The sequence below is a fragment of the Labilibaculum sp. genome (assembly GCF_041595635.1).
Lineage (GTDB): Bacteria > Bacteroidota > Bacteroidia > Bacteroidales > Marinifilaceae > Labilibaculum.
Map to the genome: position 1 here is coordinate 88,666 of NZ_JBFHJW010000006.1, position 21,166 is coordinate 109,831.

The 21,166-nt window shown below is 34.9% G+C and carries 14 protein-coding genes; 3 read left to right on the forward strand and 11 right to left on the reverse strand.

Annotation, left to right across the window (positions count from 1 at the left end; genetic code table 11):
* Window positions 1–83: 83 nt before the first annotated feature.
* The 10 genes from ABYT26_RS03400 to ABYT26_RS03445 all read right to left on the reverse strand — a co-directional run bounded on the left by ABYT26_RS03400 (window position 84) and on the right by ABYT26_RS03445 (window position 16,837).
* On the reverse strand, window positions 84–2,969 hold the full coding sequence (locus ABYT26_RS03400) for an FAD-binding and (Fe-S)-binding domain-containing protein (RefSeq protein ID WP_372751490.1): 2,886 nt from the start codon (window positions 2,967–2,969) through the stop codon (window positions 84–86).
* Between the two features lie 150 nt (window positions 2,970–3,119).
* On the reverse strand, window positions 3,120–4,778 hold the full coding sequence (locus ABYT26_RS03405) for an L-lactate permease (RefSeq protein WP_372751491.1): 1,659 nt from the start codon (window positions 4,776–4,778) through the stop codon (window positions 3,120–3,122).
* Between the two features lie 765 nt (window positions 4,779–5,543).
* Window positions 5,544–6,245 carry a TonB family protein gene (locus ABYT26_RS03410; RefSeq protein WP_372751492.1) on the reverse strand — a complete coding sequence of 234 codons (702 nt, stop codon included), beginning with the start codon at window positions 6,243–6,245 and terminating at the stop codon, window positions 5,544–5,546.
* 315 nt (window positions 6,246–6,560) lie between these two features.
* Window positions 6,561–8,441 (reverse strand): helix-turn-helix domain-containing protein, encoded by a 1,881-nt coding sequence (locus ABYT26_RS03415; protein WP_372751493.1) that lies wholly within the window; start codon window positions 8,439–8,441, stop codon window positions 6,561–6,563.
* Window positions 8,442–8,723: 282 nt separating this feature from the next.
* Window positions 8,724–9,239 (reverse strand): LUD domain-containing protein, encoded by a 516-nt coding sequence (locus ABYT26_RS03420; RefSeq protein WP_372751494.1) that lies wholly within the window; start codon window positions 9,237–9,239, stop codon window positions 8,724–8,726.
* A 294-nt stretch (window positions 9,240–9,533) separates the two neighbouring features.
* On the reverse strand, window positions 9,534–10,979 hold the full coding sequence (locus ABYT26_RS03425) for a sigma-54-dependent transcriptional regulator (protein WP_372751495.1): 1,446 nt from the start codon (window positions 10,977–10,979) through the stop codon (window positions 9,534–9,536).
* A 73-nt stretch (window positions 10,980–11,052) separates the two neighbouring features.
* Window positions 11,053–13,452: an ABC transporter substrate binding protein gene (locus tag ABYT26_RS03430; protein ID WP_372751496.1), complete on the reverse strand. Its 2,400-nt coding sequence runs from the start codon at window positions 13,450–13,452 to the stop codon at window positions 11,053–11,055.
* A gap of 101 nt (window positions 13,453–13,553) precedes the next feature.
* Window positions 13,554–14,726 carry an ATP-binding protein gene (locus tag ABYT26_RS03435; RefSeq protein ID WP_372751497.1) on the reverse strand — a complete coding sequence of 391 codons (1,173 nt, stop codon included), beginning with the start codon at window positions 14,724–14,726 and terminating at the stop codon, window positions 13,554–13,556.
* Between the two features lie 123 nt (window positions 14,727–14,849).
* Window positions 14,850–15,434: a porin family protein gene (locus tag ABYT26_RS03440; RefSeq protein ID WP_372751498.1), complete on the reverse strand. Its 585-nt coding sequence runs from the start codon at window positions 15,432–15,434 to the stop codon at window positions 14,850–14,852.
* A 188-nt stretch (window positions 15,435–15,622) separates the two neighbouring features.
* Entirely contained in the window at window positions 15,623–16,837 is a 1,215-nt protein-coding gene (locus ABYT26_RS03445) for an aminopeptidase C (protein ID WP_372751499.1), read from the reverse strand.
* Between the two features lie 769 nt (window positions 16,838–17,606).
* Between ABYT26_RS03445 and ABYT26_RS03450 the strand changes: the two genes are divergently transcribed.
* The 3 genes from ABYT26_RS03450 (at window position 17,607) to ABYT26_RS03460 (ending at window position 20,949) form a co-directional block, all read left to right on the forward strand.
* Complete coding sequence (locus ABYT26_RS03450) at window positions 17,607–18,080, forward strand: lactate utilization protein C (protein WP_372751500.1); 474 nt, start codon at window positions 17,607–17,609, stop codon at window positions 18,078–18,080.
* 9 nt (window positions 18,081–18,089) lie between these two features.
* Window positions 18,090–20,240 carry an L-lactate dehydrogenase (quinone) large subunit LdhH gene (gene ldhH / locus ABYT26_RS03455; protein WP_372751501.1) on the forward strand — a complete coding sequence of 717 codons (2,151 nt, stop codon included), beginning with the start codon at window positions 18,090–18,092 and terminating at the stop codon, window positions 20,238–20,240.
* 388 nt (window positions 20,241–20,628) lie between these two features.
* Window positions 20,629–20,949 (forward strand): hypothetical protein, encoded by a 321-nt coding sequence (locus ABYT26_RS03460; protein ID WP_372751502.1) that lies wholly within the window; start codon window positions 20,629–20,631, stop codon window positions 20,947–20,949.
* Here ABYT26_RS03460 and ABYT26_RS03465 read toward each other — a convergent pair.
* Window positions 20,933–21,166, reverse strand: a 234-nt coding sequence (locus ABYT26_RS03465; RefSeq protein WP_372751503.1) for a hypothetical protein, incomplete at its 5' end; no start/stop codon positions are given. The two genes, ABYT26_RS03460 and ABYT26_RS03465, sit on opposite strands and share 17 nt — an antisense overlap.

Below are 21,166 nucleotides of genomic sequence, written 5' to 3' on the forward strand. Positions count from 1 at the left end.
AATAATACAGCTGCTTTAGTCAGCAGAATACCCCAATCTGTAAGGAAATTTACCACTCTCTATTTCTTAAAAAATCAGATTGCTTAAATAGCAACTGCCTTTTTTTCTACTTTCTTTTTCTTATAGTTTGGCTGAGCTGCCTTTTTGGTTGTTACTCTATCAACCAAATAGATAATAGACTGATAAGGAACACCACCATTATGACTTAAACCAATTTCACAAGTTCTACTGTTAGAGTAACCCGCAACCACTTTTTCTTTCGAAATTACAGGATGAAGTTTACGCAAAGCATATTTGTTAACTTCAGGAAAATTAAAACCTCTATCACCAGCAAAACCACAACAACCCACTTCTGCAGGTAAAACAACATGTGTAGCACAAGCCTCAGCAACCGCTTTCAATGCAGGAGTTAATCCCATTTTTGTTGTCGTACAAGTCGAATGAATAGCAACTACTTCGTCTACCTTTTTAAAGTTTAGTTTATCCATTAAAAATTCATGAATAAATTCAACAGGCTCATAAAGTTTCAATGTCTTATCCATAACATTACGCATACGGTACAAACATGGAGATGTATCACAAAGAACTGGGTATTTCCCATTCTCAGAAGCTTTTAGTAAAGCAGCCTCTAACTCCGATGATTTTTGATTAGCATGTTTGACTAATCCCTTGCTCTCCCATGGAGTTCCACAGCACAAATTGCTCATTCCATCTGGGAAAATCACCTCGTAACCAGCTTTTTCCAATAATTCTTGAGTAACCACATGTAAAGGTTTCTTGTAAGGATCTCCTTTTGCAGGTCCCATTGTTTGGGCAATACAAGAAGGGAAATAAACCATTTTCATTGGATTTTCCTTGTTAATAGGGTGCTGAACTGGTTTTTTAGCTCCTTTAGGCATAGATGCAGTCCACAATGGAATGTTATTACCACTCAAGGTTCTAAATCCACCAGCAATAGCTCCCAATAAGGTTGTACCCATTACAGTATGAACACCATTCACAAAGGTAAGACCTCCACGAATCATAGGACCGATTTTATATAAATTATCGGCAGCCATTTTACTGTATTTTTGAGCTTTATCACTAGCCATATTTAGTGATCTCAAATACTTAATATACTTACCCGTATCTATGCCTACAGGACAAGATGTTGCACACAAACCATCACCTGCACAAGTTTCTTGTCCTAGGTAAACAAATCCTTTTTTCAACACTTCCAATCGTTCTGGATCTTCTCCAGTCATTTCCAAACGCTTAATTTCACGTTGAATAACAGTACGCTGACGAGCCGAAATAGTAAATCCAGCTGTTAAGCAATTCACCTCACAAAAACCACATTCGATACATTTGTCTACCAAATCGTGAACAGGAGCAAGTGTTTTAAAGTTTTTGGTATAACACTCAGGGTCATTATTAATAATTACACCAGGATTTAACAGCGTTTTAGGATCGAAAAGTTGCTTTACCTCTTTCATTAGTTCGTAAGCCTCTTCGCCCCACTCATGCTTCACAAAAGGAGCCATATTTCTTCCTGTTCCGTGCTCTGCTTTTAACGAACCATTGTATTTATCTACTACCAACTGATCCACTTCATGCATAAAGCTTTTATACTGCTCTAATTCTTCTGGCTTATCGAAATTTTGGTTGAAGATAAAGTGGAAATTTCCTTCCAAAGCATGACCATAAATCACACCATCTTTGTATTCATATTTAGCAATCAGATTCTGCAAATCTAAAGTTGCCTTCGGTAAATCTTCAATATGAAAAGCTACATCTTCAATAATACAAGTTGTACCTGTTTCACGTAATCCACCTACAGCTGGGAAAACACCTTTACGGATGTCCCAATATTTTGAATATTCCTCTGCTTTATCGGTAAATTCGATAGGTCGAACGGTTTCGTAGGCCGATAAAAGAGATTTAATTTCTTTGATGTTATTATCTAATTCTTCTTGACTATTTGCCAAAGTTTCTACCAAGATAGCGGTTACTCCATCAGGAAAATCTTTAATAAATGGTGGAATACCATCGGCATTTTCAACAGAACGAAGTGCTACACGATCGAGCATTTCTGCTCCATGTACCGGTCCTGGTTTCATGGTTACTACCGATTGACAAGCAGTAACAATATCGTTAAAGTAAATCATGGCACTAGCCTTAAATTTGTGATTTACTACCGTTTTCATAGTCAACTCAGATACAAAAGCTAGAGTTCCCTCTGATCCAACCATCAAGTTTACGATAATCTGAAAAGGATCTTCGTAATCGATAAAAGGATTGATGCTTAAACCGGTTGTATTCTTAATGCTGTATTTATAACGAATTAACTCAGCCAATTTTTTGTTAGAACGCACCTTATCGCGCATCTCCTCGATTTGACGAATAAAATCGCCATGAGTCTTTTTAAATTCTTCTCTACTCTTTTCGTCTCCAGTATCAACAATGGTACCATCGGCAAAAATCAAACGAGCTGACAGAATTGTTTTATAAGAATTTTCATGAGTTCCACAATTCATCCCAGAGGCGTTATTCATTACAATTCCCCCAATCATTGCGGAATTAATCGATGCAGGATCTGGTCCCAACTTTCGACCGTAAGGAGCCAATACTGCGTTCACTCGACTTCCAATTAAACCTGGTTGCATGCGAATTGCTTCCCCGTTTTTAAGAATATCGAAATCCTCCCAATGTTTTCCTGCAACAATTAGAATAGAATCGGTAATTGCCTGACCTGCCAAACTAGTACCAGCAGCACGAAAAGTAACTGGCAAATTGTATTTATTGGCCAAAAGCAATGCTTTTTGAACTTCCTTCTCATCATTTGCTCTGATGATAATTTGAGGGATTAAGCGATAAAAACCAGCATCGGTACCGTAAGCTAAGTTTCTAACTTCATCAGTGTACAATCGAGACTTCTCTATCGTCGATTTAATTTCATCATAAAATTTCTTATAATTTCCTGTTAGCATCTTAATAAAATTTTGAGTCATTATAAGTTATCACTGAGATGCTTTTTGCATCAAAAGCATCGTTTGGTAACCTGTAAAAACAAGTAAATATTTCTGTTTTTAAAAAGAACCAAATATTCGGCTGACCCAAATATTTGGCTCGAATATTTCTTACAAAGGAAGAGGGTTAAAACCTGATGAAATTAACACCACAACAATTACCATTACCATTAAATAGTAGATAAATGCTGGAATTGAATTTCGTCGGATAATAGTACCTTCGGCACCAATACAACCCACTGTGGCACAAACTGCAACCACATTATTAACACAAATCATATTTCCCAATGCAGCACCAATAGTTTGAACCGCAACAATCAATACCTGAGGAATACCCAAGATAGTAGCTGTTTCGAACTGTAAAGATGAAAACAATAAATTAGAAACGGTCGCCGATCCCGACATAAATGAGCCTAATACACCAACAATTGGTGCAATAATAGGATAAGCATTTCCAGACAAGTCAGCAATTGATGTTGCCATAGTAGTAAGCATACTATCCATACCGGCACCATTGGTTCCTGATTTTAGCATCAACTGAACCATAGCAACACCTGCAAATAGTGCAATAGCTGCTCCACTAATTTGTTTAAAAGTTGTTTTCCAGGAAGCAATTACCTGCTTGCCACTCATTTTATGCATAAAGTTGGTAATTACTGCAACCAAAATAAATGGTATTGTTCCTGGTAAGTAAGCCCATTTCAACACATAAGTTAGTCCATCAATACCAAAAATATTAGGAAGAGTTATTGTTTGAGAAGCCAACCATCCTTTTAAACCTAAAGAAGGGATACGAGTAACTACAAGAATTATTGCAATTAGTACATATGGCATCCAAGCTTTAACCAAGCCCATTTTAGCTTCTCCAGTATCACCAGTAGAGTCGTTTGATTTCCAATTAGCGGCCCATTCTGATTTTGGAGGAAAATCCCATGATTTCTTAGGCATAAGAAAACCATTCTTTGCAGCTACAATAATAATTCCAAGGCCAATAAATGCACCTAATAAAGAAGGAAGGTCTGGGCCTAATGTAGAAGCAATAACAACGTAAGGTACTGCAAAGGCTAAACCAGCAAAAATTGCAAATGGTGCTGCCGCTAATGCAGGTTTAATCGATTTTTCTTTTCCAAAGAATCTGGTCATAATCATGATTCCCAATAAAGGAATAAAAATACCTACCAATGCATTTGGAATAGCAATCCATTTTGTCAGTGCCATTTTAAAAACTTCGGGATTCGCCCCAATTTGTGAAAGATTCTGCTCCAAAGTAACCATAGCACCACCACTAATTGGTGTTCCTACTGCTCCGTAAGGTACAGGTACCGAGTTAAAAATTAAAGCAACCATAGCCGCAGCCAAAGGAGGAAAACCAAGCCCCACTAAAAGTGGTCCAGCCAAAGCGGCAGGAGTTCCGAAACCTGCAGCACCTTCAATAAATGCTCCAAACATGAAACCAATGATAATTGCCTGAATCCGTCGATCGGTTGTTATCCCACTAAATCCATTGTTTATGGTTGTCATAGCCCCCGACAACTTCAATGTATTTAAAATAAGAATAGCCCCAAAAATGATAATTAGTATATCCAATGCTTTTAAAAATCCAAAAACTGAATAGCCCATGATGTGGAATAAATCAATTTGCCAAACTCCATAAGCAACGATCACCGATAGTAATAACGATAATGGCAAGGCCTTTTTTGCTCCCCAGTTGAAGCCTACCATCAATACAATGGTTAATAAAATAGGTGAAAAAGCTAATAATGCGTCCATAAAAAATAATTTAGGTTTAGTTTAAAATTTGTTATTGTCATTTGCAAATGGGTTAGATCTACAATAGTTTTCGATAATTGTATTGTTTGAATTTTTAAATGACCCCTGTAATGCATTCGTTTGCATCAGTACATTCAAAGCGCGCAATTTATGCCCTAATTCTTCCATGTTCTTTTTCGTCTCAATTTTGTCATTGGTAAAATTCATAATTCTCACTTTTATAATTCTTAAAAAATAAAAACTGATTCTCTTATCAGACCAGCATATCTATGCTCTCGAAAAATTACACCTATCATACACTCTTCGTATTTGTAGCCACAAAATTGCTTGGCAAGTGTGCATTTTCGATATCTGACTAACCAATAGCAATGCCAAAAATTCGCACCTTAGGCTATTTAGAATTATTCTACTATTTTAGGCTTTAGACATCAGTATTTTAGCTTACGGAAAGGTTTTCGCAAGGAACAATTTATATCGTTTCCGCCACTGTTCATTTTTGAACATGCTATTAGTTGCCGTATGCAATCCTGAACAATTGCGCAAATTCGAACAGTAAATACCCACTCAAAAATGAGTAGTTCCCGCCATTATTTTTGAAAAAAAAAGGAAGGTAATTCTGACATTATCCATTAAAAAATAACAATACATGTAAACCTATTTTTACAAATCATCTCATTTTACAGCAAAATTTCACCCCAAAACTAATATTAGTTTTGGGGTGAAATTTTATTACAAGCTTATTGTCGTATGCTCTATTGATTCACACTACTTCTTTATTGCATATTCTTTTGCATTACAATAATTTTCCAAATAATCACTGCCTAAATCACCGCCTAATGATTTTATACGGTTCAAATCTTTACAGGCTCCATCCTTATTTCCCATAGCTAATTGTGTTAATCCATGTCTTAATAAAATTGACTCATCGTATGGCTGATAAACAAGGGCATGATCGAACAGTTGCAATGCTCTTTTGTGTTTGTCTTTCAAAAATTTCTTGCATCCTTTAATAAAAAAACTCTGTGCTATTTTCCTATGATTAGAATTTTCCATCTGAAAAGTTACAGCTACCTCTTTTTCCATTCCAACAGCAATCCCATTATTCTGCCCTGGTTTCCACATACCATCAGTCATTTTCAAGGCCTCAAGTACTTCTTCATCTATATTATTGGATACACTATTAATAACTATGAAATTATCTAAATTTCCATTCGTTAATACTGTAAACTGAACTACTACGCAACCTTCTCGATACCATTGCTCATCCTCGTCGGGATATTCAACCACATGTGCCAGATAATCAATAATAGAGGTTGATTTCGCCAGATCCACCTCTGCTTTCTCTACTCCCATAAAAAATGGGGGTTTAACTTCTACATCTCCTAACATTTTACTTTTCACCAATTCTTGTCCACTTACTAAAAATGCCATAAACATGAACAGAATTGTTATCGCTACCGCTTTCATAACTTCATGTTTTAAGTAAAACTTCTCAATTTACAAGACCAATAAATCATGATCTACTCTATGCACAAAGTTAAACCAGAATAGAAATAAGCACATAACGACTATGTTGATCAGATTTGAAATCTTTTCTCAATGTAATAGCAATTTGGTTGCATTCTTAAACCTCTGTTGCAAAAACTTATCACTATGATGAATCTGAAAAAAAATAAAGCTATTTGCACAAAAATAGTGAAAGCCGAAAATAAAAAATTACTGTTGTTCCTCTCCAATATATTTCTAAAAAAGGGCAATCCTGATTTTACTATTTTGGCAAAGCTATACCTTATCCAAGCCAATTTTTTGCAAGATGGAACGATAACGAGGCTCATTGTGAAGATTTTTAAGATTCCTATCGTTTTTAATTCGAATAAACAGTATACCTTCTTTCGTGGCAAAAGCCTTTTCTAACCATTCCAAGGCTTTTTCCTTATTGTCTAACTTTGCATATAGTTCAGCAATAAAATAAGCCTCTGGTACTTTCTTCTTCTCTTGTATATTAATTAAACATTGAAGCATTCCCTTTCTACCTAATCTTTTAAAAGCAGACTCTAGGGATGGAATTTCTAATTTATCCTGTGGATTTTTGGCCAAGTACTTTTTTAATTCTTCGCAAGCCTCCGCATTTTTTCCTTGCTGTAAATAAATGTAGAAAATATCAATGTGTGAAAATCTAAGTTCAGGGCCTAAATCGAGAGCTGTCTGATGCAAATTCAGAGCCTGATGATCCAATCCAGCCTGATAATGATAAACGCCCCCAAAATTATACAAGATTGCAATTAATGGATCCAGTTCGATAGCTATATTAATTTCTTCAACTGCCTGATTAATCTTCCCTACTGCCCCCAAAAACTCAGCATAATAATAATGGGCTGTTGCGTAATTTTTGTTTAGTTCGATAGCTCGTTTAAATCCTCTCTCTGCTTCTGCCCATTTCCAACTATTTTCAGCAATTACGGCAAGAGTAGCATGCGGCTCTGCGAGACTTGGATCAAGGGCAAGAGCTTTTAATGCGAATTCTTTGGATTTTGCATATCCGTCCTCCTTGGGATACCATTTCCACCATGCAAGAACTAAATACGCATCGGCCACCCCAGCATAAGCCAGTGCATAGGTAGAATCCTGCTCAATGGACCGTTCAAAATAGTTCAAACTTTTTTCCACATCTATTTCGGTACGTTTGTTCCAAAAAAAACGTCCTTTTAAGTAATTATGATAGGCTTCCTGATTTTTGGGTGGTTTTATTTCTATTTGTTGTATTTCCTTTGGAGAAAGCACCGTTTTTAATTCAGAGGCAATTTGTTTCGCCAGATCGCTTTGCAGAGTAAACAAATTTTTAAAGTTCGCGTCGTACTTTCCCGACCATATAAGATTGTCTTCTTTGGCAACAATAAGCTTCACAAAAATACGCACATTTTCATCACTCTTTTGAATGCTCCCCGTTACAAGATAAGAAACGCCTAATTCCTTTCCAATTTCGGCTAAGGTTTTAGTACTTTCTCTGTAATAATTCGAAGACGCTCGAGAAATTACCTTAAGATCATTTACCAAAGACAAACGATTAAGAATATCTTCCATAATACCATCCGTAAAGTAAACATTAGACTGATCGGCGCTTAAATTTTTAAAAGGTAAAATGGCAATGGATTTTTCCAATTCAGCTTTTCTGAACCAACTTGCACTATCGCTCATCTGGGAAAGAAAAAAATAAGAAAAACCAAACAAAATAAGGATAGCAGAAAAAAGAAGCAATGTTCTTTTATTGCTTACGATTGAAGTTTTTACTGTTTTTGACTGCTTTTCTTCCAGTGAAGACTCAAAACCTCTTTTTTTTACCTCTCCTGGAGGAAAACCATAGAACTCATGAAAGCATTTATTAAAATAGGTAGGACTTCGAAAACCAACCTCATAGGAAATTTCTGAAACCGTTGCCACATTTTTTTGCAAGAGTAGCATCGCCTTTTTCAATCGAATTTTGCGTATGAACCTACTGATAGATTGGTGCGTGAGTTTTTGCAGCTTTCTGTGTATTTGAGATCTACTCATACCCATCTCCTCAGCCAATTTTTGCACCCCAAATTGTTCATTTTTCAGGTTCTTTTCTACGATTAAATGCAACCTCTTCAGAAAGACCTCATCCATAGATTTTTCCTCAGTCATAACTTTATATTTCAACAATAATCCCCAACATAAATTTCTTAATTTGCTCGCCTATACAAATTCATAAAAACAAATTAGACAACAGCACGCAGCTAAATTATAAGTTACAAAAAAATCAATTGTCAAAAAAGAATAAACACAAACTTAAATATCTAGAACACCAATATTTATAATCCTTACCAATTCAACCTACAAGGTCTATTTTACTTCCTAAAAACCAAACTGTTGAATAAAAAAAACCTCTTTCCAAGTAGAAAGAGGTATATTTATGTAAAGTTATTTTTATAAATCCTCCAGCACATACACCATGGTTTTTACTATATTTTTGGCAAAATATAGTTCCTTGCTCAAAGAAGAAACAGAATCACTTGCTATGCCCCTACCTAAAACAACAGCCGATTTTTCTTTTATCAGTTCAAAATCGTCCATAGAGTGAAGAATTTTACTTGCCGGAACTACCAAATGCAATATCTCTGCCATGTAAATACTAAGTAATACATCCTTATCTTGAGTATCTACAACAAGGAATCCACTATCAGCAATAGCAAAATCGGCTTCTATTAAAGCATTTTTAGCATTACTAATATTCTTAGATACTCTATTGAGCTGACAATTTTTCATTCGAATCAATTCAAACTGAATATTCTCATTGTTCGCAGCTTCAACAAATAGATCCTTCTCTACTTTTAAAGTTTCGTTTCCTAAACGATGTGAATTTGTTAAAAATGAATCTAAAAGTTCACTTTTATTCTCTGTCACTACTAAATTTCTTTCTTTTGTGTAAGTTGTAAGCTCCATACCCTATTGATTTAAATGAAAAACTAGTACTTAAAAAACAAAAGGAATGCCAAAAAAAAGAGAAAATAAGTGGCCATCTTAAAATACACCACAAACAACTAATTATCAGACAAGTATGCAACATTTAAAAAATCAAGAAAAAATGGAATAAATGTTCAATTCTGAACAAAATCTTCGAAAACGATTTCAAAAATGCACAATTGTTCATTTTCAAGCATTTAAAGCGATATAAATTGTGGAAAATGAATCCCCAATTGGGGAAAAAAGACACATAATAAAGCACTTACAGAACTTCTACAGTTTATTCATTCTGCTACGAAGGGCACTTCGAGTAATACCGAGATATTCAGCTGTTTTCGATTTATTATCATGGAATTTTTTGAGAGCTTTGCGAACGATTTCTAACTCTAAACTTTCAATATTCAATTCATTATCTGGCAAAACAATACGACCTAAAACAATTGCCTTTTCGCTGACATCAATCTCTGTATCATCAGTTTGTAGAAACTTCAAATGTTCTGTTTTTAATTCTAAATCGTTAAAAAGTAAAGTTGCCCTTTCAATGGTATTTTTTAATTCCCGAATATTTCCTGGCCAGGAATAATCCTGCAGCATTTTTTTTGCGTTCTTGCTAATAAAGCGAAATTTACGATTTCGTTTTTTCGAATATTGATCTAAGAAGATTTGAGAAAAAGACAGAATTGCCTCTTTCCTCTCGCGTAAAGGAGGAATAAAAAGACGACCTGTATTCAAGCGATAATATAAATCGCTACGAAATGTTTTTTCGGCTACCATGGCTTTCAAATTCCTATTGGTTGCAAAAATCACTCTCACATCCAAATCGATGGGTTTACTTCCTCCTACTCGATACATTTCACGCTGCTGCAACACCCGAAGCAATTTAGGTTGCATATCCAGCGGCATCTCGCCAATCTCATCCAGAAATAAAGTCCCACCTTGCGCCAGCTCTAACTTTCCAGGTTTTCCATCCTTGCGAGCTCCTGTAAAAGCTCCTTCATCGTAACCAAATAATTCACTTTCAAACAAAGTGGGAGAAATTGCCGAACAGTTAATCGAAATAAATGGTTTGGTAATGTCATTTGATTTGCCAAAATGCACCAAGCGTGCCATTACTTCTTTTCCTGTACCCGTTTCTCCTTCGATTAGAACCGGAACAGAACGATCCTCGTGAAACTGCTCAGCCATTCGTACTACTCCACGCATCACATCCGAGAAAACTCCTATTTTGCCTACGCTAGTAATTTCGCGTATGGTTGTTTCGTAATATTGAATTCGTTCTACCTCTCCTTTTTTAGCATGAGAAATTGCTTGCGCAAAATTCTCTTTGAGGTCTTTATTTTCTTCTTTTATTTTTATTTTTTCAGCCACACGCTCAATTAATATGGCTAATTCTTCAATATTAACAGGTTTTAGAAGGTAGTCATAGGCTCCTCCACGCAAGGCTTCAATAGAACTTTCCATATCGCCAAAGCCTGTCATAATCACCACCTCTATCTGATTGCCATTGGGCAAAAGTTTTATTTTCTTCAGCAGATCCAAACCAGAAATTCCTGGCATTCTCATATCTGAAATTACCATTTGAAAATCTTCATTTTTCAGCACATTATATGCTTCTTCACCATTATGACACAAATGAATGGAGTAAGACAATTGCTCTTCTATAAACTCAGCAACTGCAGTTCCACTCGAAATGTCATCGTCAACAATAAGAATTTTCATTTTTAATTTCTGTATTAATTCCCAATATTATTTTTTGTTTGAGCCAAGCAATTTCTTTTGACACAAGGTATTTTTACTCATTTTCGCTCAACTTAAAGCGCAAAACAAAACTTGCTCCTCCTTCATCGTTATTATAATCCGAAATTTCGCCCTGAAAACGATCAATAAATGTTTTTACTATCGCCATTCCCAGTCCACTGCCACTCTCATGGGCTCTTGTAGTAAATAAGGGATCGTAAATTTTTTCACGGATATTATCTTCAATCCCCGTTCCATTATCATGAATTTCCAAAACCCCGTGCTTGGAATCCTGATAAACATTTAATTCAATCTTTTTATTCTCTTTGTGCACCTTATCCAGCGAATGGATAGCATTCACGATTAAATTGACTACGATCTGTTCGAATTGAATGTAATTTGCACGCACATTTACAGGTTTATCTGGCAAACTATCAACTATTTCGATGCTATGATCATAAACCTGTCGTTTTACCAATGATAAAGATCGAGTCACGCCTTCTATCATATCAACAACCTCTTCTTCGGTTACATGAGGTTTCTCCCAAAAAGTTCTCATGTGCTTAATAATAGAGTCGATTCGGGTCGTTCCTTCGGATATGGTTTGAATTTTACGAGTAAACATTTCAGGAAGTTGTCCTGGATTTCTTTTCTGCCAAAATAATACACTATCGGCCGTAATTTTGATAGAATTTAATGGCTGATTAATTTCATGAGTAATTCCTGCTGCCATTACACCAATGGATGCCAAGCGAGAAGACTCCTCTAACATACGCAAAGCCTCTACATTTTTTTGTTCGGCCTCAATTCGATCAATCATTAAGGAATTACGCTCCCAAGTGTTGGCAATCATATTCACTGTTGAAAAAAAGACACTGATTTCATCACGAGTCCAGAAATGAGCTTTTTGTTGAGAAAAGCCCATCATTCCAACCACCTCGTTTTCTACCATTACTGGCAAGACAACAATCGCACCAATATTTCTTTTTCGATAGTATTCCTGCTCCTTAGAGCTTAAATTGGATAGATCTCGGGAAACGATACTTTTATTCATCTTTACTCTCGAAATAATCTGATCGATTTGTGAAAAATAAACCTGATCAATATCTTCGATATTCTTCCCTTTCAAGGAAACCCGGCTATTAATTCTAATCGCTTCTTTTGTTGAATCTGTTAAGGAATACAAACTAATTTTTGCCACATTCAACTCATCCGTCATCAACTTGAGCACATCATCCAAAACGTTTTTAAAATCTTCCGATGCATTCAACAATCGCCCTATCAAACCCAGTAATCGCTCATGTCTTACTGATATTTTCAAACGATTCTGCTCCACAAGCAAAGCTTTTTCTGCTCTAATTCGACGAATAATTGCTCTTGACAGAACAATGATAATAATACCCGAAAAAAGTAGAGTTCCACCCAATAAATGAATCCAATCTTTGTTTTCACTGTAGTAAGATTTTGGTGAATTCAATAAAAGAGTGCCTTTTGGTAGAACTTTTTTATCGATATTAAATCGCACTACTTCATTATAATTCACCACATAACTATCTAGTGGTTCGAAATAAATTGGAATAGAATCAGCAGGAATACCAGAAATAATTTTAGTAACCATTTCAGCTACCATTTTCCCATGCAAACGACCACTTACTGCTTTTCCCCCCAAAACACCATCGCTAAGCAAAAAAGTCCAAGTAGTAAAAACAGGAACCTTACATTCAGGTACAAACAAATCGAGATTATCCTGCGAACTCACAAATTTGCCTGATTTATCCTTATTAAAAGTGAGTAGCAAAACACAAGTATCACCTTTTATGGCTTTAAGATTTGTAACGATATCGGCTACATCCTGATCTTCGATATAAGAGAATTGCAGTTTCGATTTGTATTTCTCTTCCAAAGAAAGCATGATTACTTTATTCAACTTGGCAGTTGTTGTTTTGTTATCGTTAATCACCACCAAGTGCTTTGTATTGGGTTGAGTACGAAGAATCAAATCGATAGCACCATCCCAGTCTATTTCCTCCGAAATACCAGTAATATTAGTAAGTCCATCAATTAAATCATCACTATAGTGATTAATACCGCAAAATACAATAGGAGTATTGTGGAAGTATTTTCGTCCATGATTTTTCACAAAAGACAAAGCGTTATTATCGCACACAATAATAGCATTGTACTTTTCTTCCTGTAATTTTAAATCGTAAAGTTCAATGATTTTATTCAGATACTCAACGGAAGGATTTCTTTTGGTATCTAAATACTCGTAATCCAATTCAAGCTTATTCCCTAAAGAATCCATCACCTCTCGAATTCCTTGATTTAAATTATCTGTCCATTTTAAACCTTGATGATAAGAATGCAGAACAAGAACCTTCTTTCTTTCAGCCGAATACACATAAATAGAACAGAATACAAAAAATACGAATATGATGTATTTTAGATATCTCATACAAGAATCTTTAATAATTAAATAAGAATGCACTAAAATAGCATAATACGTCCCAATTTAAGCATATAATGAGATGTTACATGAAATGTTTAAGAAGATTTCTATAAAGGAAGCGAAAACTTAAACGCGCTGCCTTTTCCCAGACAACTTTCTACCCAAATTTTTCCCTTGTGCCTTTCTACAAATTCTTTACACAAAAGTAGACCCAATCCGGTTCCAGTTTCATTCTCAGTTCCGTTATTGGTTACTTGTTCATCAATTCTAAATAACTTTTTCTGATCTTCGGAATCAATTCCAATTCCCGAATCGACAACCCAAATTTCAACATATTTTCCATTCAAATGCGAAGAAACGCTTATCTCTCCACCACGAGGAGTAAATTTTATAGCATTAGAAACTAAATTACGAACAACAGTATTAATCATGTTCGGATCGGCCATTATCTTGAGGTCTTCATCAATATTTGCCTTTATTTCGATCTCTTTACTCTCAGCACTTCCAGTGTGCAAAATCACTACCTCATTCACTAAATCCCACAAATCAATTTCTTTGGGTTGCCAGGCAATAGAGCCCGTTTGCATCCGCGACCAGGTTAAGAGGTTCTCGAGTAATCTGTAGGCCTGTCGTGCAGATTTATTAATAATTCCCGAAAAAGTTTTGACCTGTTCCTTAGACAATTCCTCACTGCCCTCAACCAATATGTCGGAGGCTCCAATCAGGGAGGCAAAAGGGTTTTTCAGATCGTGAGCAATTATGGAAAAAAATTTGTCTTTTGTGGCATTCACACTTTCCAATTCTTTCCGTTGCTTTTCGATGGTAATGGTTTGCTGAGTTAGCTCTTCCTCTAAAAGATCTTTAATCACCATTCTTTTTCGAATTTTTCGTAATGGATTCAAAACGGTGTCAATAATTCGAATGTTAAATTTTTTTTCGAGACTATGAATATGATCATCAGTGCACTTTAAAAGAAGGCTATTGCTTTTTGCTCTGGCCGAAGCAGAACGAGTCTCTGCTTTTATAAGGGCATATTCTCCAAAGCTTTTTCCATCACTCAGCTCAATAAATACATGATCTTCATCATGAATTTCAACACATCCTTTTTCAATAATATAGACTGCACCTCCGGAATCTCCTTTCGAAAATATTACTTCTCCTTTTGCCACCTCCTTTTCTTCCACAATTTCACTTAAAAATTCACAGGCAGCAATATCCTGATCTTTAAGGAAATCGAGCGTTTGCAGAAGCATTAATCTTTTATCAAGATTTAGTGACATGATTATAATTTATTTACAAAAGAATTAGAAGATTTGCAAATATAATCATTTACAAAAACTTTTCAGAACAAAAAAAAGACTGCTGATCAAAATCAACAGTCCTACCTTCTACAATCAAAATTTTTAGAAGAATTTAAATCCTAATGTAACATTATACATTTTATTCTTTTTCAAAAATTCAGAAGACACATCAGATAAACCAAATTCATAATCAACATCTAAAGTTAATTTCCATACGTCAACACCTGCACCTACTTTTGCATTCCAAACAGCACCTTCAAAATCCTCATCTACACTTTCTAGTGTACTCTTAAAACTATCATCAATATTAAAAGACGCCACAGGACCTGCAAAAGCTCTTAGTTTAAAGAGGGGAAGCTTCACAATCTTATAACCTAATAACATAGGAATATCAAGGCTCTTGGTTTTTATATCGTAGCTATTTCCATCTACCACAACTTCACTTTTTCGGGAAACGTAATTCAATTCTGGTTGCAAGTACCATTTGTTTAAATTTACGCGAAGAAAAGCACCAAGCATCATTCCATTTTTACTTTCTTCTTTAATACTACTAGCATCAGCATCTTTGTAATCCATTTTTGTACTTACCAAACCAGTGTGTAATCCAAAGCTTATAGGAGAAGACAATTGTGCAAATAAGGTACTTGATAACATGCAGATTACTGCAACTAAAATAATTTTTTTCATAGTTAGTATTTTTTTAATTCATATTATTATCAACGTAAAAAAGTAGGAGTAAACTACTTTTGTCTTAGTTAAACGAAGACTAATATATATATTCTTACCATTCAGATAAAACAATTTGCACATTAAAATAAAATAGATCAAAAAAACCCGACCTATTGGCCGGGTTTTTTTGATCTATTTTTAAGAGCTTACAAACCCAATTTTTCTTTCATTTCTTTCGACAATGCGTCTTTATGAATCATAAAAGACATTGTTTTATAGGCAACAAAGGGAAAAGAAGCATAAAAATAACCATCATAAGGATTATTGTCTGTTCCCCAAGAATTTTTCACTATAAAATATTTGTGATCTTTTTGATCTTTTGCAATTCCAACAATATGCATTCCGTGATCATCGGTTGTTTCGTAATTATCGAAAGCTTCCTGACGCATTTGCTGGGTAATTACTTTCTCATCACCAGGTTTTTCAAAAGAAAATAATTTTTCATTTTTCTCGGTATCCGAAAGATTTTCCCATTTCGAAATCTCAGAATCACTCATATTTTTCGTATCCTTAGAAGGTACAATTGCAACTCCTTTTCGGTAGGCAAAGCCTTTTTCACTCACATCCGAAGCCCATCCGATTGTGTATCCCTTGTTAATAGCACCTTCCATAATGTCCATCATTTCATTCAATGGAACATTATAAACCTGATCCCACAACCAGTTATCAGGTACTTCAATAATAAATTTCTCGTAAAAAGGATGATGAGTATATGAAGAAATCTCAATGTAATCATCAGGATTAAGCCCTACAAAATCTTCAGCAAATGTTTTGGGAGTATATTCTTTTCCTTCATAATCGAAGGTTTTAGGAAGCTCGCCAAGGTAAGAATCTAAAATTCCATCGAAACCATCGTGCCAAACTGGCGTAAGTTTTCTGTTCTTATTTTTAATTACTGCATCAACATAGTCATCCAAAACAACGTCTAATTCTCCATGAGTATGCCCTTCTTCACCGTAATTTAAACCTTGATAAACTTGCTCAGGTACTATTCCATAATTTTTCATCACGTAAGTCACATCGTGAAAAGCTCCTCCGCCACCAAAATTAAATTTACCATGCATTCTCACATCTATCACCGATTTGTCTGAATAACAGTTATAAACCACGAACATTTCCGACAAATCAACTTCTGGTTTTCCCATTCTCATCATTTCCGATTCGATAAAAGAAAGACCCGAAAAAGACCAGCATGTACCCGATCTGTGTTGATCTTTTACTGATGTGGTTGGCAATCTTTTAATGTCTGTAAAAACGTAAGATTCTTTCTTGTCTTTTTTATCTTTCTTTTCTGCTTTAACTGAAGTTGATACTAGTATCCCCATTGCCAAAAGCATTACACTAAGGAATTTAATTTTCATATAATTTTACTTTAAGATTTTCATTTCAAACGGTTGTAAATGTACTAAAAACAGCTTTAGAATCGAGTGAAGCGACTATTTTCATTCATTTTTTCGATGAAACCCACTTCTGAGTCCTTGTATGCAAATAAATCACAAAAAGAAAGTGAAAAAAAGAGAATAGTACTCAATTAGTACAACCTCCTTTAATTCCATTTGGCAATAGAAACAACTTCATCTTACTTTTAGAAACTTGCAATTTTTCTTTGTAGAACCACTAATTATCCAATACAATTCTGCTAAACAAAACTTCTTATGCGTTTGGATTTTATGAGTGGAATTTTCACTGATTACAAATACCATTTACTCTATTTTTAATTCAAGTTCTGTTTTGAATCAAAAAAACAATCGCAGAAGAAATAACAAGTGGATTAAATTCAATGTTTTCCTTCTTTAGAAAAGAGAAAAATAGTGCTTACCAAGTTTTTTCGTTTTGGAATAATGGCGGTTTTTACTCATTTCATAATGAGTATTTACTGCACAATATTGCACATTTGTTCATAAAAGCACATACAAATAACACAATCGTTCATTAATGAACAGATAAGGAGCCATTTTAAAAATAGTTTACGAAAACCTTTTCGAAAAGTAAGTTGCTGGCTACATGCAAATAAGCTGTTATAATGATTATAAATAGAAGTTTGAGCCAATTTTTGGCATTTTTATTGAATAATGAATTTTATGCAGAATAACATAAACGTTATGCAATAACCCAAAAACACAATAAGATATGAGTGAACTAGATTTTTTTCTGGATAAATCGAAACTGGTTGGCAACAACAATCAGATTTTGTCCTCTACTGAATTCTCCAACTTTTTAATAGAGGAGAAATTCGAATATGTAAATGTTCCAAGTTTTAATCAATTAAAAGATATACAAGCTGGAGAAGCAGGCTTTAAGAATGCGCTCGTAGAACTCGATTATGCCATTGCAGAGACCGGAACGGTTGTGATTGATAGTTTGAATGAAAATAAACGTTTGGCAACTTGCCTGGCAGAAAAGTTATTTGTTGTGATGCCGCAAAGTAAACTGGTTTCCCGTTTAAATGATGTAGCCGATTTTCTGGAAGAAAGAACTTCAGACATGGGTGGTTATGTTGCTTTTATTACCGGTGCTAGTAGAACAGCAGATATTGAGCGTGTTTTAACTGTTGGAGTACACGGACCAAAAGAAATGACAGTTATTGTTGTGAACGATTTATAAGAAGAAACTATGGAAATTCAAGATAAAATACAAGAAAAAATAAACGATGAAGTTTTGCACAACAACTTAAAAAGTTTTGCAAAAGCATATAAAGCTTCGAAAGAAAATGCCTACAAAGGATTGGATTTTGAAGCCCTACGAACCAAGGTTCATGATATAAAAGACAGAGACCTAAACAAGATAATGGAACAATTCCACTTGTTTAAAGCAAATGTAGAAAAGCACGGCTGCTCTGTTTTTCAGGCAAAAACGAGTGAAGATGCATGCAAGTACATTGCTGGTGTAATGAAAAAGCACAATGTTAAATACATGGTAAAAAGTAAATCGATGACTTCTGAAGAGATTCTACTGAACCATTATTTAGAGAAAGAAGGCCTACACCCGATTGAAACTGATTTGGGAGAATGGATTCTTCAATTGGCCAATGAGCATCCATCGCACATGGTAATGCCAGCCATTCACAAAACCAGACAGCAGGTTGCAAAAATCTTTAGTGATTATACCGGAGAAGCCGTAGACCCTGATAATATTAATGCAATGGTTGAAATTGCTCGTCGATTTCTTCGCGAATCTTATTTTAAAGCTGGTGTTGGAATGACCGGAGCTAATGTTGCTGTAGCCAGTACTGGTACTATTGGCTTAGTAACGAACGAAGGAAATGCTCGTTTAACCTCAACAGTACCTCCTGTGCATATTGTTTTAGTTGGATATGAGAAATTGTGTGACAATTTTAATCAAGCTTTAGATATTGTTCGAGTGTTGCCGAAAAGTGCTACTGGACAAATTATTACTTCCTATACTACCTGGATTAAAGGTAGAGTGCCCGCTCATAAAAGTGAAGACGGCATCAAAGAAACTCATTATGTATTTTTAGATAATGGTCGTTTAGCTTTTTTAGAACACCCCAAATTTAAGGAAGCATTAAAGTGTATTCGTTGTGGTAGTTGTGCCAATATTTGTCCTGCTTACGAAATGGTTGGAGGTCACGTTTATGGTGATCGTTATATAGGTTCTATAGGATTGATACTAACTGCACTTTATCAAGGCGATGAAGCTGCCAAAGACATTTTAAAAATGTGTATTGGTTGTCGTGCCTGCTCTTTTAATTGCCCTGCAGGCATTGATTTACAATCTTTAATTTCAGAATTGAAATTGGTTGTGGGCAAAAAATATGGAATCAATCCAATAAAGAAAAAAGTTTTTAAAGGCTTGGTTGCTAAGCCCGACAGAATGAAAGCAGTCTTGAATTTGGGAGCTAACTTTCAATTTCCTCTGACGAAAACCAATAAATTAAATGACGAAAAAATAATTTCAAAGGTTCCAATGCTACCTAAAGAGATGGATTTTAGAAAATTTCCAGCCTTGGCTTCCAAAACTTTTAGCAAGCGTTTCCATAAAGAGGGATACGATGAGTTTACTTCTGACAAAAAAGTATTCTTTTACCCTGGATGTGCTACTGAATATTTTTATCCAAACATGGGATTAGCAATGGTTAAACTTCTTCAGAAGTCTGGTTTTCAGGTTGATATTCCTACAAAAGCGGCATGTTGTGGTATTCCTGCAATAGCATCAGGTGATCCAGAAAATGCCAAAACCATGATTTACAATACGCTGGACAACTTAGAAGATCCAAAAAATTATGAGGCTTTATTGGTATCGTGTCCTACCTGTGGAGGAGCCATTAAGCACGAATTTTTAGATTTTACCAAAGAAGATCCTAACCGATATAAGAAGGCTACTCAATTGGGAGATATGGTAACACCCATTGGAAAATTTTTAGAAGATAACAACATCCAATTTAAGGTAAAAGGGAATATGAAGGTAACCTATCATACTCCTTGTCATGATACCAGATCATTAGGTTATTCAGCAGAATCATTCCTTTCAAAATTAATTGGAAAACAGTTTATTCCATTAACCGATAGTAATGTGTGTTGTGGATTTGGTGGAACCTATTCTCTCGACTTTGCAACCATATCGAATGGAATTTTAGATAAAAAAATAGAAAATATAGTGGCAAGTAAGGCCGAGATATTGGTTACAGATTGTCCAGGTTGTGTGATGCAAATTAATGGTGGATTGATGCACAAAAATGTACCTGTAAAAGTACTTCACTTGTCTGAATTCATTGAAAATTATTTAGAACGAATTGAAAAATAACAACTGAAAATTAGGGACTTTTATAATGATAACAATAAGAAATTGGAAGATTTAAAACAAAAGCTTATTGATCTTCACATTTCATCCTGTTTTAGTTAAAATAATTGAGAGCTGTCTTTATATGCATAAAGGCAGCTTTTTTTATAGATAGAACTTTATAAAGCGCTCATTACAAGCAAGAAAACGAAAACACAAAGCAGCTTTTATTTCTCAGTAATAGTGTTTTTTTCACAATTACTTATTGTAGTTACAAATAGAAAGACTCTTAATTTTGTTTTTCTTAAAATTGCAAAATACCATTAAAAATTTAAAGGTTCATAAATTAATGAATTTTATAAACTAGACTTTTTCCTTTAGATTTGAATTATTAGAAAGAAATCTTTTAACTATGAACGACAAAGAAGATCTCCCATTTCACCATTATACGGATACCTACAAGAAAGTAAATATAATGGACGGTCACCCCGTTCTTTCTCTTGATCCGAACTTCCCCTTTGCAATGACTCGATTTGGCATCATGGATAATGAATCGCAAACCGGAATTCCACATCGACATGATTATTATGAGATTTTATTTGTAGAGGAAGGTTTGGGACAGCATATCGTTGACTACGAATCATACGAAATAAAGAATGCGAAGAATGCGAAGAATGCGAAGAATGATAATACTATATTTTTTTACTTTTTATTCGCTAATACAAAGCTTTAGGATTCTTGCTCTTTTCAGGATCTACAACCGTACTTGTTGACCAATGTTCATCAATTTTTCCATCCTCATTGAGTCGGAAAGTATGCTGAATCAGGACCTTTTTACCGGGCAACTTTTTCCGATTTTGCATGTAAACAAAATCACCATCCGCCAATATATATGCTGGTTTAAATTTAATTCCTTTGGGTCTGTTTTTAAATTGGGGTGATGTTGTTAA